Genomic DNA, 15,109 nt, shown 5'->3' with positions numbered 1-15,109 from the left:
CTGCCTTATCGTCCGAATCGGTTAGCTATGGCATCCACAAAAAACAAGCGCGGATGTCTAACAAGCTTTTTCAACTTTCTTGATACAACACCGCCCGTCTGTTTCGATTTCGATGAGGCATTCACCGAATTGCCGGCATTCGTGAGCCCACCAGATGTAGACTTCGGAGCAGCGGTATTTTCCGTCTTGGGAGCCACGATTCGCTTGACCGCACCAGCGCGTGCCTCCTTTCGATGAAGATAGTCCTCGAGCCTGTAGCGATCAAAGAGCAAACTGTTTTGAAGATCTACCGGCGATTTTCCGGCCACCGACGTCCACTCGAAGCCATCGACGCGAACAATGTCATACTTTATGTTCTCGGATATCGAAAGCTTGGCTTTATCGGTATGTGCGCGCTCCTTTCGTTCCCATTTGGCAAACGAATAGAAATCATTAATCAAATAAGAATATAATCTTATTACCTTATCCGCATCTACAGGAAACAGCCCTTCCAGCTCCAACGCCAGATCCCCGCCCGATTTAACCAATCTGTTCAGGCCGTCGATTGCATAGAATGCCTTACCGAAATAGAAGACAGGCTTTCTGTAGGCCGCGGCCAACACCCCTACCCCACTATTTATCAATGTGACAGCGTCTGCCATCTCAAGAATGTCCCCGATATGATGTGCATCCACACACAGCGCCCCCTCGATCAGCGCCTTCTTGATTGTCAATGGATGGTTCTTGTAGATTACGCGCCAATCAGGTCCGAGAAGATACGGCAGCAACCTTATTTCGCTGACAAAATTCTCATATGACCCAATTTCTCCGCAAAAGAAATTTGTCGTAGTGTCACTGGGAGATTGAAAAGCCACAAAAAGAATTTTGATCTCTACCGACTCGCCGAACAATGTCCGCTTGAGATTCGCGCCGCCAATCAGTCCAGCCTGCGGCTCCAACGCAGCACCCGTCGTCTTGAGATTTTCAATGTATTCCACCGCAACCTGCAGATCTGATTCTTCCATCTCGACCGGCCACCTATCTTCTTGATATGACGCACTGTCCGCACAAAAACCACCATCGTCAATATAGATGGACCATGGCAATGCACCACGCTCAACCACAAATGTCCGAACTCCCAACTGCCTGCATCTTGCATAGATCGCGCGACGCATATCATTCGCATACGGATTATTAAATATCACACATTCGATAGTATATTTATCAATCAGCCTATCGAGATTTCTGACTTCTACATTCCCCTCCTCAATCAGCATTGGATTATCGAAATATTCGAATATTGATGCATTAAAAGAATGAGGATTCTTACTCAAAAACAGATGCGTCGGCCTTTTTGAACTCCACAACGGCGACGGCATAAATCGCCGATCCGAATACAGTTTTGAATTATGCTGAAATATCTTGTTGTTTCTCTCGCGAATGGTTGTCGACCTGTGCTCCGCAACGGGATGCCAGACATGAAATGCATAGATTCCCTTGTTAGCCAAAAGATCACCGAAGATTCGATACAGCGCACGCCACCCGCTCCATTGAACCTGATCGCGATAATTCCGCGTATCTAGTTTGTAAAAATCGCGCGGCTTGAACAACTCTGTTTTCCTAAGAAGCTTCAAAGCAAAATCAGAATCCTCAAAACCCCAACCCTCGAATGCCGGATCATGGCCTCCAACAAAAATTGCGTCACGACGACGGCATACAATATATGACGATGTTGGCGCGTGAAATTCGATATGCTCCGATTCCGGGTTATAGATCTCGGAAGTTAGATCCGCATAATCATCGTCCTCCAACGCAGCAACGCTTTTACGCTGCCGGACGCTTTCTTGCGTCAGATAGGAAACAGGGACGACAATGAATGGCCAGCCAGCCTTTTGAATCAACGACCTGATCTCGGTGTTTATCCAGACATAGAAATCAACATGGCTGACCAAGTCGACATCCTGGAAAACAAGATAGTCAGCCGAAGATTCAAGAGTCGCCACATTCCTGGCCTTCGAAGCGTTCCAGATCTCGCCGCGCGCATCCACAAAGATATACTTGAAGCCGTTCTCCCGGCATACACATTCAATCTCGATGCTTTCTGATTCCTGCGAACCGTAGTCAACGACGATGAACCCAAAATTCTTCGGAATATGGTATTCAGCACGCCAGCGCAGGCGTTCGATCACATCGTATTCTTCCCGCGATCGAACCGCGATGATGACGTCGACCGAGAAATCCCCTGCCGCTTCAACAACCATCTTGCTTCCCTTTTTGTTTTTCACCCGATGGCCTTCAATGACTGTCGTCACAGACCAAGAACAACCTTCGCACTAATCGCAATCTGATAAAGAATCTGGAACACATCCTTCGCAAACTGCCGCGTCTTGAAGTCGATCTTCGGCAGAACCATGATCTCGTCGCCCGGGCGCACCGCATCATCCTTCTTGCCGTCCGAAAAGCTGCCGTCCCGATGAGCGATGATGACGCGGGAGGTATCGGCGTTTTGCGAGAACCCGCCGGCCTGCCTGATAAAGTCATCCAGGTCCATGCCCTTTTCATAGGCCACGGCGTTCGGAAAGAGCACTTCCCCGCTGATCAGCACCAGTCCGTCCTTAACCGGCACGCGCAGCACATCCCCATTCTCGAGAAGCAAGTCGTTGCGGACCGCGGATTTGGCGACGAGGGTCTGCCCGCTAGGCTCGATCTTCCTGGCGCGCTCCACCCACTGCAGTACCTGCGCCGCTTCTTCCTTGCGCAACTGGGCTTCCTCGACAGTGCCGGAACGCGCCGTCAGCACACTGGACTCCAGGCTTCTGAGCGTGGTCGCCAGCAACGTCTTCTGCCGCGCCTTGACGCTCTGACGGAACAACTGAATGCTCTCGGCGTCGGATTCCCGCGTGAACTCCACCTGGCTCAGCAGCTGGCCCATGCGGCTACCGTAGGGCAGCACATACTCCTGCGGCCCCGTATGCTCGCCTTCCACACGCACCGTGATCGTCCCTGGCCGCTTGTCAGCCGTGAATTCGATCTCGTCGCCGTCGCGCAGGTTGATCTGGTTGCCCTGCGAGATCGGGAAATACTCGATATTCCTGACCGTCCCGGTATTGCGCGTGACGCGCAAATTGGTCGCAGCGGGAAGCGGCTTCGCCAGACGCATGATCTGGTCAAGCCTGGCTTCTTCACCCGGGAACTCGAAGCGCCTGGCATTCTCCGCAAGCCCCCTGACCTTGATGGTTTTCTTGCGTGACTGAACGAAGATGACATCCCCGTTGTTCAATTGCCGTGACGTCAGGTCGCCCTTCAGCAGAAAATCGTAGAGATTCACGATATCCAGCGTCTGGTTGCCTCGCTTGATCGCAACATCAAGGAAGGAGCCGCGATCGGGATCAATGCCGCCGGCTTGATCCAGGTAACGCAGCACGCTATCGCCGGAATTTCCGGCGTACATGCCTGGCCGGCGCACCGCACCCGTCACGTAGACGCGCACGGGTTGCGCCGCCAGCAAGCTGGCATAGATCGACACCTTGCTGGCAAATACCCGGCGCAGTGCATCACCGATCGCCTTCTGCAAGTTTCCGTTGGTAGTGCCTTGCACGCGGAAGGGTCCTACCTCGGGCAGCAGGATGTTCCCGCCCGCATCGACGGTCAGTACCGTATCAACGTTGTATCCATTCCAGATGCGCAATTGAACGCGATCCCCAACGGAAATCACATGGCCAGGATTGAAAACCGACGCACTGTCGCGGCTGAACGCTCCCGTGAACAGTTGGGCGCCAAAGGCGTCGCTGTCCATGTTCGCCGAGTAATCATTATTCTGCGGCGCAGTGACCGGAAGCGGCTGATCCGTGTGCGCCGGCACGGCCGCCGCATTCGTATTGGCGGGAACCGACGAAATGTTGGTAGCTGGAAGGAAGTTCCCCTGGGCCGCCTGGACGGCAAAGTCCGGCTGGCTCATGGCCGCAAGCTGCGCGGTACGCATGCTGGACTGAGCCACGGCGCCATGATTGCACGAAAGGCCCATAAGAATGAATAGGGCAAGAAATCGGCGACACATGTTCAGTCTCGGTGATCGCGAATAATGGCGCTCAGCAGTTGCACGAGACCGGCCAGCATTGCGGTCACCAGCACGAACACCACGATGTTGTAGACGCGCCGCGGCTGGAGGGGATACTCCGGCAGAGTCGGGCTCTGCACCACCGCAACATTCTTGAGCTTGCGCGTCGCATCGATACGCGCCTTCTCCAGCGCGCCAAGCGCCGTTTTGTAGATGTCGAAGGCGAACTCGGCCGCCGCCTGCAGGCGGTCATGCTCTTCAACCACCTTGTTCAGCCCCTTACCCTTGCTGGAAACCATGCGCCCGCGCTGCGCTGCGATCTGCCGTTCCACGGCGGCGATCTGTGCGTCCAGTTGCTGGATCGCCGGAGATTGCGGCGTAAAGACGTCCATCAAGGCATTGCGCTTGACGTTCAGCTCGGTCAGCGTGCCCTCGGCATTAGCCACCACCGAAGAAAGGCTTTCCACCTCTGCACGCGGCGATACCAGTCCATTGGCATTCTCGAAGCCCAGTAGCGCCTGGCGTGCAGCCTTGAGACGCTCACCCTGCTCGCGCGCTTGCTTTTCAATGTAGACGACCTGCTCGCTTGCGATGCGATGCGTCACCTCGTTCATGAATCGCTCGCCCTCGCTGACCAGTTCGCATGCGATCGCGTGCGCCATCTCCGCCGTGTAGGCTTCGGCACGAATCTGCAGAACGTGCGAGAAGTCGTCGTACTCGACGCTGACGCGCCGCAGGTAATAGTCATGGAAGCGCTCCATCGAGGCATCCTCGAACCACAGCCTGGACAGCGGGTCCCTGTGAGAGTCGGCGTAATGCGACCGCAGAGGGATTCTGGCCTCGAGCTTCCTGAGCATGTCGACGGACTGCAGGTAGTCCCTTAACAGCAACAGGTCCTGCGGTGCAGTATTGCCCAGCAGCAGTGACGAGAAATCACTGGCGTTGCTGCCCACACCATCACTGCGCTCCACTACCACGCGAGCTTCGGACACATAAAGATCAGAGGCAATCAAGCCCCAGTAGACAACGGCGGCCATGCATAGCCCCGCCGCGACCTGCCATACAAGGTTCAGCGCACGAAAGCGGCGGAGTCTTGCCGCGCTACCCAACTTTAACGTCTCGATCATGCTGCAATGCTTTCCCGGTATGCACGCAGGGCATCGTCAACCGAATCAAAGAAAGTTGCGTGTCCGCGGTGCAGCCATAGCGCCGACTGACAAAAATTTCGCAGCGTGGATTCACTGTGAGACACCATCACCAGCCCTGCCCTGCCGGCCAGATCTTCAAATGCCTTTTTGGACTTTCGCTTGAAGGCCGCATCACCGACTGCAGTCAGTTCGTCGACGAGATAGGTATCGAAATCGAATGCCATCGACATGGCGAAAGCGAGCCTGGAACGCATGCCGGATGAATAGGTTTTCACCGGTTCGTCAAAGGCGTCGTGCAAATCGGAGAACGCTTGCACAAACTCCACCTTTTCGGCCAGATCGCGATCGACGCCATGGATCCTGCAGACAAACTTGGTGTTCTGCCTGCCACTGAGCGAGCCCTGCAAACCACCGGACAGGCCGAGGGGCCACGACACACGGCAATTTCGGATAATGCGGCCGCTGCTGGGTTGATCGATGCCGCCCACCAGCCTCAGTAGCGTGGATTTTCCTGCGCCATTTGCACCAATCAAGGCGAGCCGGCTGCGCGCGGGAATATTGATCGTCACGCCATGCAGCACCCACTTCGAACCATGGCTGGTGCGATAGCGCTTATGGATATCGCGTATCTCGATCATTGCGAAGCCAATCTGGCCGAGAAGCGCAGATGCAGCGCCAGGCCCAGGAACGTTGCCGTCAGGGCACAAAAGCCCAGGTAGCCCAGGCTGACATGCTCATCGCCCCGATACGCGGCAAAGTAACCGGCCCTCATGGACTCCAGCCCATGCACGATCGGATTGGCTAGCACGGCATTACGCATGCCAACAGGCAAGCCGGAAACCGGGTACATGACGGCTGAAAGAAAATACAGGGGCGTAAAGGTAAGACGGATGAGCTTGCCCGCTTCCGGAAGCAGTGTTCCCACTACGGAGGAGCTGAGCCCGAGGCCCAACCCAAGCGCCCACAACAGGAAAACTGCGCAAGCGACGAGAAGGGGGTTGCTCGGCAGCACATCGATGTGGAACAGCGCCAGGGCCCCGAGCAGCACTGCGCCGACAATCAAGCCGAGAAAAGCCTCCAGCGCGGAACGTACCAGCACAGTGTCCACAGGCCTGACCTGGCGATAGGCAAACAGCGCCTGATTCGCATTGATGGATTCCATGCAACGGCCCGCCACATTGCGCACCAGAAAGAACCCCCACACGCCAACCAGAATGAACACCTCCATGTTTGCATCCGGCCTGGACTGATGCCGGATGACACCCAGCACAACCATCAGGAAAACGATGTGTGTGGCAGGCTCGAGCAAGATCCATAACCAGGCAGCACGCCTTTCCGCAAGCCGGGCGCCCGCCTCCCGCAGGAACAGCGCTTCCCATACCGACACCGCGACGAAGAGATCGGACCGGACGGTCGTCCGGGTCATTGCGTGTAGCCCGGGCCGTCGAATCCGAAGACGAACGCCCACCGGCTTGCGCCACAAACATTGCGCAGGAGAACTGCTCCGGGACTGCAACGGGCACACACAACGGAATTGCGAAATAGGGTCATGAAGGAAAGCAAACACGCAGTATTGAACAGAAAAGACTAGCGTCGGATCGGCTACGGATCCATGACACGAAGCAAAGATGCAGTGACTGGCAAAGATTAGCGGCGGATCGGTTGCTGCCAGATAGGAGGAATCCGAAACTCTGTGACGACGTGCTTACCGTATCAAATAGGTGCACGCCAACCGGTGTCAGCGCCGTGGATTCCCGGCGCGGAGCCGGGTGGACGACATTTCGTCAACCTTGGGCCGTCCCACTTGCCACGGCACGTGCGTGCGCTGGGCGCTGAATTCACCGAAGAGATCGGGCCTAAAGGTTCGGCCATGGCAGCAGAGGAAAAGCGCAAGCTCGGCACCTTCATGGAAGACCTGGCTGCTGCATCCCGAACTCGGTTCAGACGGGCTCGAAGGGATCAGGTAGGCGCTGCGCCGCGCGAATGTAGTGGTGTGCAGCCACCCGTATTGCCCCGGACGCGCACCCGCGCTACAAGACGATCCAGAAAGTATTGCGGGGGCGTCGCGCACGCATGAAGTTTTCCGCTGCGCACTGAGCACGGGGGGGGAGAATCAAAACCCGGCCGCTGGTTTTCTAATTGGAATGGCGTCGCACCACCCTGCGCCACAAACGAAAAACGAATTCAGATCGGGACCAAAAAGAGGCAAGCTCCCCGTTTTGCGTGCCCCTAGCGAGACGCGAACAAGCTCATGAAAGCTCCTTGAGCGAACCATTCCGATCGTCATAGCAAGCGGACAAACACTCACTCACGAGTGCTTGCATTCGACCTTCTCTTTGTAGTCACCGTTGCTTTTCCACTCGCGTTCGATCATGCAGGGGCCTTCGCGGTACTTCTGCTTCTGCTCATAGCCAGGAGGACCGCCCTTGCATTTGCGCTCCTCCTTGTACCCGCCATCTCGCTTTTGCTCGCGCTCGACCTTGCAGGGGCCGCTACGGAATTTCTCTTTGTAGTCGGCGCCGTCGGCGCGTGCAACTGGCGAGGCCAGTACGCAAGAGAGAACTAGCGACAGAGCGGCGATTGGGATTCGGGACATGAGGCAGTTGTGTTGCATTGAGAGGGCCAGAATAGCGACACCCGCCTTGAACTTCTGTATCAAAGCGTTACGGCAACGCCCATTCCTGGAACTCTCCCTGCGGCCCCTACCAAGCCACAACGCTGACCTCCACCTGGTCAGATCGTCGGGTACTCGCGGACTCCGACACCGGCCGCCCTCCGGGCGGGTTCGTGTAAGCTTTCGCCTGCATGACGCCCTCCCCGAATCGAGCGCGAGGCCGACGCGCCACCGAGCTGATGAAAACCACAACCCGCCCGAACGGCGGCCTGCCCCTCCCAACCATGAATAGCAGACAACGCCGCACGGCATGCCGCGCGAGCCTGTACAAGCCCGGCACCAGTTGGATATTTCGCGGCAAGCGCCTGACCGTTACCCGCGTCGTGAGTCCAACCGAGGTGCGCGTGGAATGGCCAGATGGGGCCCGCACCTACGTGTCCACCAGAGTGCTTGACGTAAGCGGCCGGCGCGCGTGACGGATTCAGGCAACCATCACAAGGGGCTCTTCAACGCAGCAAGAAAACCGTGATGACGCCGAGTGCGAGCAGGATTAAAGCGACCCCGGAGATGCGTTCGAGCCAGGGCAGAGTCCGTGCGAAGCGACGCGGCACTTCCTGGTGGCCGATCAAGACGGCAATCACCACGTCCCATAGCAGCACGACACTGAACATCCACGTGCCGTAGAGCGTCTTCCATCCTGCACTGGCGTGAGGGCCTGTCAGCATCGCCGCCAGGCTGGCATAGAACAAGGCATTTTTCGGGTTGAGGATACCAGAGAGAAAACCCATGCCGGCGGCCCGCCGCCAAGCGTCGAGTGGATGCGTGGGCAGATTGTCCCGGCCTCCGGATGCTGCCATATTGATGTCATTGCAGCCGGCATAGCGTACAAATAGCACGCCGAGATAGAGTAAATAGGCGCAACCAGCCAGTTGCACGACGACGAACAATGTCGTGTCCGGCCGCAACGCGGCGGTGCCAGCAAAGGCAGCGGCGATGCACAACCCATTGGCAATGGCGATGCCCAGGCAGGCGCCGCTGGCGACGCGCCAGCCGGCGGACAAGGACGTTCGGGCGATCAGAAAGAAATCCGGGCCGGGAGAAAGCAGCGCCAGGAAATGCGCTGCGGCGATCATCAGGAACTGCTGCATTTAAGGTACACACACGAGTTTTTTTCGCAGTGTGCCCGGCGCCGCGCGTTCTGTATTGAAGGAAATTGCAGTCGTACCGTTTCCGACGCTAAGCGCCGAAGCATCCCGGTGTGACGCCTGCATACGCCTTGAACACGCGCTGGAAATGCGCTTGATCGGCAAAGCCGAGGTGCTGGGCCACGTCCGAGATGCGGTCTCCACCCCGGATCCGCTCCCTGGCGAGGTTGATGCGCTGGTTCAGTTGCCAGGCATGCGGTGTCATGCCGGTGACAGCACGGAAAGCGCGGATCAACTGGTAGCGACTCATGCCAGCCAGCTGCGCCAGTTCGTCCAGAGCAATGCCGGAGGCAGGCGCGATGTGAAGGCAATCCAGAGCCGGCCGGATTTGCCCGGCCAGGTTCGACGGAACGCCAGGCGCCTCGATGCGCACGCCCTGCCTTGTGTCGCAGTCGCCGATGAACTCGATCAACGCTGCCTCCTTGTCGCACGGGCGGACCTCGGAGAACAGCAACGCGTTGAGCTGGCAGAAGCGCGCGTAGGCCGATGGGTCGGTCACAACCCGTATCGGCTCGGCATCCAACGGACTGGCCTGCGCATACTCCCTCCGGACGTCCAGGAACCAGGCCGCGTCCAGATGCAGCATCTGGTAGCTCCAGGCGGTGTCGGGAGACGGGTTGCAGGCATGCACGCGCGCCGCAGGCACGAATACGAGCATGCCGGGATGCAGCGCGACCGGACCGTCGGGGGTGCCGGTGAAAACGCTACTGCCTTCATCGACGGCGCCGATGGAAAAGGTCGGATGGTGGTGCGGCTTGTAGCAGGCTCGGCTATGACAGGCGCGGCGGCTCTCGACAAAGGGCAGGGCCGGGTCGCGCCAGAACGCTTGGGTTGGATCCCTGCGCAGCGCCGCACGAAAAGGCGAATGGGCTGACATTCAGTGCGCTTCGGCGTTGATTGAATCGCATTCCAGAAGATGCTCAATGTGCAGATGCTACTCTGCGCAGAAGCTTCACGGCAAGAATTGCGCCGGGTGCCAACGGCGCTTGATAGCGCCAAGGCCGGCAAGATAAAGGCAATGGCGCCGGTGATCTGCACGCATACCAGGAATCGGTTCACGTACAGCGGCGCAGAGACCGCTTGTAAGAGAGCCAGCGAGCGCGGCAGCGGTATGAGAAACATTGCGCGGAAGGCGACAAGAGACACTCGCCCTCAAATGAGACAAAAGGCCTGACAGGTAAAACCTGTCAGGCCTTCTATTTACTGGTCGGGGCGAGAGGATTTGAACCTCCGACCACCTGCACCCCATGCAGGTACGCTACCAGGCTGCGCTACGCCCCGAAGAAAAAGATTATAGCAGACGCATTTCGCGGATGACCAGCGGTTCCACTGAAATTTATGACCGCCGCGCGATCTGCTGAAGTTGCGCAAGCAGGTGCTGCACCTCGACGAGTTCACTACGCAAATTGGCAATATCCACCGATGGCACTGCGGTCTCGGCCGCAGCTTGCGCAGGCAATTCCTCCTGCTCCAGACTCGCCTGGTGATGAACGTGCCGGCCCTCGTCGAGACGATTGCGCGCACCGTTGATCGTGAAGCCCTGCTCGTACAGCAACTCGCGAATGCGCCGGATCAGCAGGACTTCGTGGTGCTGGTAGTAGCGTCGGTTGCCACGGCGCTTGACTGGCTTGAGCTGGGTGAATTCCTGCTCCCAGTAGCGCAGCACGTGCGGTTTGACCGCGCACAGTTCGCTGACCTCGCCAATGGTGAAGTAGCGCTTGGCTGGGATGGGCGGCAGCGCTACGCGCTCGCTGGATTTGTCCGACATGAGTGGTGGTGACAGGCGTCAGGCCATGCCGGCTAGTTTGAGGTTGGCACGCCGATCAGCGCGCCATGAAGCATACAGACGCCCGCTGCGGCAAGCAATCCGCCGTTCGGGTGGTGTCTCCGATTAACCGGGAACGCTCAAACCGGCGCGCTCTTCTACCTGGCTCTTGAGCTTCTGGCTGGCGTGGAACGTCACCACGCGACGTGCGGTGATGGGAATCACCTCGCCGGTCTTGGGATTGCGACCTGGTCGCTGCGGCTTGTCGCGCAACTGGAAGTTACCGAAACCGGACAGCTTGACGCTGTCGCCCTGCTCCAGCGCTTCACGAATAACGTCGAAGAAAGCTTCGACCATGTCCTTCGATTCGCGTTTGTTCAGGCCCACCTGGTCGAACAGCATCTCGGCAAGTTCGGCCTTGGTCAGTGTCGGCACTTCCGTGCCACGGATGTCCGGCATGGAGTCGTCGTCGCGGGAGGAACCCTGCCGGTCGCTCATCTCGCCCAAAGCTGCTGCGGTCATGGAGTTCGCGTCTCGATCTGTCATGTCGATCGCTCAAGGAATGCTGTCTGGCGATCCGCCCGGGTGCATTGCCCGGGCGCCCTGTCTTGTATGCGTGGTGGCAGGCCGGTGGTCAGCCGCGCAGGCGAGCCTGGAAGGCTTCGCCCAGTGCGTCGACCATGCAGCGCACCGCGCTGTCGACGGTCTCGTCCTGCAGGGTCGACCCAGTATCTTGCAAGGTCACCCGGAACGCAAGGCTTTTCTCGTCGTCGCCAATCGAGGCCGACGCAGCCTTCGGACGGAACTCGTCGAACAGCACAAGGCTCTGGCAGAAGCGGCCATAGCCCTGCTTGTCGAGCGCTGCACGCATGGTGTCCAGCAGGTCCTGCACGCGCACCGACTGCTTCACCACCACGGCCAGGTCACGCACGACGGCCGGGAACTTCGAGATCTCGGTGTAGGCCGGCAGACCGGTTTCACGCAGCGCATCGAGCTGAAGCTCGAACACCACCGGAGCCTGCGTCAGCTCATACTCCTGCAGCCAACGCGGATGCAGTTCGCCGACCACGCCGACCGGCTTGCCATCGACCAGCACGCGCGCTGCACGGCCCGGATGCAAGGCCGGATGCGCGACCGGCTCGAAGCGCGCCACACGCGGGTGGAACAATGCTTCCACGTCGCCCTTGATATCGAAGAAATCGACATTGCGCGTGGCGATGCCCCACTGCTCTTCGAACGCCGGTCCATAGGCGATGCCGGCAGCTACCATCGGCTGATGATAGCCGGCAACCGTCAGGCCACCATCCTTCACATCCGCGTCGCGATGGAACACGCGACCGACTTCAAACAGACGCACGCGCGCAGCCTTGCGGTTCAGGTTGTAGCGCACCTTGTCGAGCAGCCCGCCGATCAGCGAGGAACGCATCACCGCAAGCTGGCTGGCGATGGGGTTCAGCAGACGGATCGGATTGTCGTTGGCCGCGAAGTCGCGCTCCCACTTCTCTTCGACGAAAGCGAAGTTGATGACTTCCTGGTAATCGCGCGCCGCGACCGCGTGACGAACAACATGCGTGGAGCGGCGGCCTTCGTTGGTCGGACGCATTTCGCTCTCCGCGACGGGCGGACGCGCAGGAATGCGCTCGAAGCCGTAGATACGCGCGACTTCCTCGATCAGGTCTTCCTCGATCTCGATGTCGAAGCGGTAGCTCGGCGGCGTCACCTCGAACACCTCGCCTTCTGCACCCTGCTTACGCGTGAACGGCAATTGCAGGCGCTGGAACACGTCGGCCACCACAGCCGACGACAGTTCGATGCCCAGCACGCGCTCCGCCCGCGCGAGACGCAGGCTCACGGGCTTGCGCTGCGGCAGGTTGACGACATGGTCATCGACCGGCCCGGCCTGGCCGCCGCAGATCTCGAGGATCAGCGCGGTGATGCGTTCGATATGCTCGACCGTCGTGGCATAGTCCACGCCGCGCTCGAAGCGATGCGCCGCATCGGTCGAGAAGTTGTAGCGGCGCGCGCGACCCTGAATGGCCGACGGCCACCAGAATGCAGCTTCCAGGTAGATGTTGGTCGTTTCCAGCGTCACGGCGGTGCTGTCGCCACCCATGATGCCGGCCAGGCTCTCGATCTCCTTGTCGTCAGCGATGACGCCGACCTGCTCGTCGACCTCGATGGTGTTGCCGTTCAGCAGCTTGATCTGCTCGCCCTTGCGGCCCCAGCGCACATCGAGTCCGCCGTGGATCTTGTCCAGGTCGAACACGTGCGACGGGCGGCCCAACTCCAGCATGACGAAGTTGGAGATATCCACCAGCGCCGAGATGCTGCGCTGGCCCGAGCGCTCCAGGCGTTGCACCATCCATGCCGGCGTGGCGGCGTGGGCGTTCACGCCGCGGATCACGCGGCCCGAGAAACGGCCGCACAGGTCGGGCGCCGACACCTTCACCGGCAACTTGTCGTCGATGGTCACCGCGACCGGCTTCATCTCCGGCAGCGTCAACGCCGCGCCGGTCAGCGCCGCGACTTCACGCGCCACGCCATGGATCGACAGGCAATCGGCCTTGTTCGGCGTCAGCTTGATCACGAAGACCTGGTCGTCCAGGTCGAGGTAGTCGCGGATGTTCTGGCCGACCGGCGCGTCTTCCGGCAGCACCAGCAGGCCGCCGTGTTCTTCCGACAGCTTGAGCTCGCGCGCCGAACAAAGCATGCCGTAGCTTTCCACGCCACGCAGCTTGCCCACCTTGATTTCGAACGGCTTGCCATCGGGCTCCGCGGGCGGCAGCACGGCGCCGACCATCGCGCACGGCACCTTGATGCCGGGCTTGACGTTGGGGGCGCCGCAAACGATCTGCAGCGTCTCGCCGGCACCGACATCAACCACGCATACGTTAAGGCGGTCTGCGTTGGGATGGCGCTCGGTCGACAGCACGTGCGCGACCACCACCTTGTTGAACGGCGGCGCGACCGGGCCGACCTCTTCCACTTCGAGCCCGGCCATGGTCAGGCTGTGCGACAGCGCGTCGGTGGAAATCTTTTCAGGGTTGGCGAAGGTGCGAAGCCAGGATTCCGAGAATTGCATGGCGCTTCTGATCCGGTAAGTATTCTGTGATGTCTTTGACGAAGGGCTGGGCGGCGCTGCGTGTCAGGCGAACTGGCGCAGGAAGCGCACGTCGCCTTCGAAGAACAGGCGCAGGTCGTTGATGCCATAGCGCAGCATCGTCAGGCGCTCCAGGCCCGAGCCAAAGGCGAAGCCGATATAGCGCTCCGGATCCAGGCCCATATTGCGCAGCACGTTCGGATGCACCTGGCCGGAGCCGGAGATCTCCAGCCATTTGCCGTTGCCGAATGCCATGTCGATCTCGGCCGACGGTTCGGTGAACGGGAAATAAGACGGGCGGAAACGCACCTGGATATCGTCGCGCTCGAAGAACTTGCGCAGGAAATCGGTGTACACGCCCTTCAGGTCCGCGAAGCTCACGTCCTCGCCAATCCACAGGCCTTCGACCTGGTTGAACATCGGCGAGTGCGTGGCATCGCTGTCGACGCGGTAGGTGCGGCCGGGGCAGATCACCTTGATCGGCGGCATCGGCTTGCCGGCGTACTTCTCCACGTGCATCTTCGCGTAGCGCACCTGCATCGGGCTGGTGTGCGTACGCAGCAGCAGGAGCTTGTCGTCGCTGTCGCGGCCGTCGATATAGAACGTGTCCTGCATCGAACGCGCCGGATGGTTGTCCGGGTTGTTCAGCGCGGTGAAGTTCATCCAGTCGGTTTCGATCTCGGGGCCGTCGGCCACGTCGAAGCCGATCGAGCCGAAGATCTGTTCCACGCGCTCCCACGTGCGCATGACCGGGTGCAGGCTGCCAAGACTGACGGCACGGCCTGGCAGCGTCACGTCAATGGCTTCGGCGGACAGTCGCGCGTTCATCAGCGCGTCGGCCAGGGCCTGGCGGCGCGCCGTCAGTGCGGCTTCGACTTGCTGCTTCACCTGGTTGATACGCGCGCCTTCGCTCTTGCGCGTTTCCGGGTCGAGCTTGCCCAGGCCCTTGAGCAGTTCGGTCAGCGCGCCGGTCTTGCCGAGGAACCTGGCTTTCTCGTTTTCGAGCGTGGCGTTGTCGTTGGCGGCGGCGAAAGCGGCCTGGGCGTCGGCGACGATTTGATCCAGATCCTGGGACATGGCGGTCGTGGAAATAGCTTGGCGCCGTGACACGACGTCTGTCGCGGCGCAGGTTGGAGTTCGTTTCGAATGGCGTTTCGGCACTGCCCGTGCGGGGCGTTGGCACAATCGGGACAATCGCCGAAGCGGCATTCGAAAATGAAAACGGGGCCCCGTGAGAGCCC

Annotated in this window: 12 protein-coding genes and 1 tRNA gene; all 13 read right to left on the bottom strand. The window is 59.5% G+C overall.

All coding sequences use genetic code 11. The features are described 5' to 3' along the window. Positions 1–5: 5 nt before the first annotated feature. The 13 genes from AC3FKG_RS07570 to pheS all read right to left on the bottom strand — a co-directional run bounded on the left by AC3FKG_RS07570 (position 6) and on the right by pheS (position 14,945). The gene (locus tag AC3FKG_RS07570; RefSeq protein ID WP_488742778.1) at positions 6–2,264 is read right to left on the bottom strand and encodes a capsular polysaccharide export protein, LipB/KpsS family; all 2,259 of its coding nucleotides are present in this window, start codon (positions 2,262–2,264) and stop codon (positions 6–8) included. A gap of 23 nt (positions 2,265–2,287) precedes the next feature. Then, entirely contained in the window at positions 2,288–3,937 is a 1,650-nt protein-coding gene (locus tag AC3FKG_RS07565) for a polysaccharide biosynthesis/export family protein (RefSeq protein WP_488742777.1), read from the bottom strand. Positions 3,938–4,038: 101 nt separating this feature from the next. Further along, complete coding sequence (locus AC3FKG_RS07560) at positions 4,039–5,163, bottom strand: KpsE/RkpR family capsule polysaccharide export protein (RefSeq protein WP_488742776.1); 1,125 nt, start codon at positions 5,161–5,163, stop codon at positions 4,039–4,041. Next, on the bottom strand, positions 5,160–5,822 hold the full coding sequence (locus tag AC3FKG_RS07555) for an ABC transporter ATP-binding protein (protein WP_488742775.1): 663 nt from the start codon (positions 5,820–5,822) through the stop codon (positions 5,160–5,162). Before AC3FKG_RS07555 ends, AC3FKG_RS07560 begins: the two co-directional genes overlap by 4 nt. Further along, entirely contained in the window at positions 5,819–6,610 is a 792-nt protein-coding gene (locus AC3FKG_RS07550) for an ABC transporter permease (RefSeq protein WP_483711129.1), read from the bottom strand. The genes AC3FKG_RS07555 and AC3FKG_RS07550 overlap by 4 nt, the downstream gene beginning before the upstream one ends. 882 nt (positions 6,611–7,492) lie before the next feature. Beyond that, on the bottom strand, positions 7,493–7,780 hold the full coding sequence (locus AC3FKG_RS07545; protein ID WP_488742774.1) for a hypothetical protein: 288 nt from the start codon (positions 7,778–7,780) through the stop codon (positions 7,493–7,495). Positions 7,781–8,304: 524 nt separating this feature from the next. After that, positions 8,305–8,946, bottom strand: a complete 642-nt coding sequence (locus AC3FKG_RS07540) for a LysE family translocator (RefSeq protein WP_488742773.1) — start codon at positions 8,944–8,946, stop codon at positions 8,305–8,307. Positions 8,947–9,034: 88 nt separating this feature from the next. Then, a complete protein-coding gene (locus AC3FKG_RS07535) occupies positions 9,035–9,880 on the bottom strand; it encodes a helix-turn-helix transcriptional regulator (protein WP_488742772.1) in 846 nt (281 codons plus the stop codon). Positions 9,881–10,207: 327 nt separating this feature from the next. Next, positions 10,208–10,284, bottom strand: a tRNA-Pro gene (locus AC3FKG_RS07530). A gap of 55 nt (positions 10,285–10,339) precedes the next feature. Next, positions 10,340–10,771 (bottom strand): MerR family transcriptional regulator, encoded by a 432-nt coding sequence (locus AC3FKG_RS07525; RefSeq protein ID WP_483711125.1) that lies wholly within the window; start codon positions 10,769–10,771, stop codon positions 10,340–10,342. A 123-nt stretch (positions 10,772–10,894) separates the two neighbouring features. After that, a complete protein-coding gene (locus AC3FKG_RS07520) occupies positions 10,895–11,314 on the bottom strand; it encodes an integration host factor subunit alpha (protein WP_483711124.1) in 420 nt (139 codons plus the stop codon). Between the two features lie 88 nt (positions 11,315–11,402). After that, the gene (pheT, locus tag AC3FKG_RS07515) at positions 11,403–13,850 is read right to left on the bottom strand and encodes a phenylalanine--tRNA ligase subunit beta (RefSeq protein WP_488742771.1); all 2,448 of its coding nucleotides are present in this window, start codon (positions 13,848–13,850) and stop codon (positions 11,403–11,405) included. 63 nt (positions 13,851–13,913) lie between these two features. After that, a complete protein-coding gene (gene pheS / locus AC3FKG_RS07510; RefSeq protein WP_488742770.1) occupies positions 13,914–14,945 on the bottom strand; it encodes a phenylalanine--tRNA ligase subunit alpha in 1,032 nt (343 codons plus the stop codon). Positions 14,946–15,109: the final 164 nt, after the last annotated feature.

The organism is Cupriavidus sp. 22TCCZM04-2 (assembly GCF_057798895.1).
The sequence above is the reverse complement of the archived record's forward strand: the minus strand, read 5'-3'. Positions and strand labels throughout refer to the sequence as shown.

Excerpts from the sequence above, each read along its gene's own strand:
- AC3FKG_RS07565 (WP_488742777.1), bottom strand. The coding sequence starts at position 3,937 with ATGAGCCAGCCGGACTTTGCCGTCCAGGCGGCCCAGGGGAACTTCCTT.
- AC3FKG_RS07560 (WP_488742776.1), bottom strand. The coding sequence starts at position 5,163 with ATGATCGAGACGTTAAAGTTGGGTAGCGCGGCAAGACTCCGCCGCTTT.
- AC3FKG_RS07555 (WP_488742775.1), bottom strand. The coding sequence starts at position 5,822 with ATGATCGAGATACGCGATATCCATAAGCGCTATCGCACCAGCCATGGT.
- AC3FKG_RS07550 (WP_483711129.1), bottom strand. The coding sequence starts at position 6,610 with ATGACCCGGACGACCGTCCGGTCCGATCTCTTCGTCGCGGTGTCGGTA.
- AC3FKG_RS07545 (WP_488742774.1), bottom strand. The coding sequence starts at position 7,780 with ATGTCCCGAATCCCAATCGCCGCTCTGTCGCTAGTTCTCTCTTGCGTA.
- AC3FKG_RS07540 (WP_488742773.1), bottom strand. The coding sequence starts at position 8,946 with ATGCAGCAGTTCCTGATGATCGCCGCAGCGCATTTCCTGGCGCTGCTT.
- AC3FKG_RS07535 (WP_488742772.1), bottom strand. The coding sequence starts at position 9,880 with ATGTCAGCCCATTCGCCTTTTCGTGCGGCGCTGCGCAGGGATCCAACC.
- AC3FKG_RS07525 (WP_483711125.1), bottom strand. The coding sequence starts at position 10,771 with ATGTCGGACAAATCCAGCGAGCGCGTAGCGCTGCCGCCCATCCCAGCC.
- AC3FKG_RS07520 (WP_483711124.1), bottom strand. The coding sequence starts at position 11,314 with ATGACAGATCGAGACGCGAACTCCATGACCGCAGCAGCTTTGGGCGAG.
- pheT (WP_488742771.1), bottom strand. The coding sequence starts at position 13,850 with ATGCAATTCTCGGAATCCTGGCTTCGCACCTTCGCCAACCCTGAAAAG.
- pheS (WP_488742770.1), bottom strand. The coding sequence starts at position 14,945 with ATGTCCCAGGATCTGGATCAAATCGTCGCCGACGCCCAGGCCGCTTTC.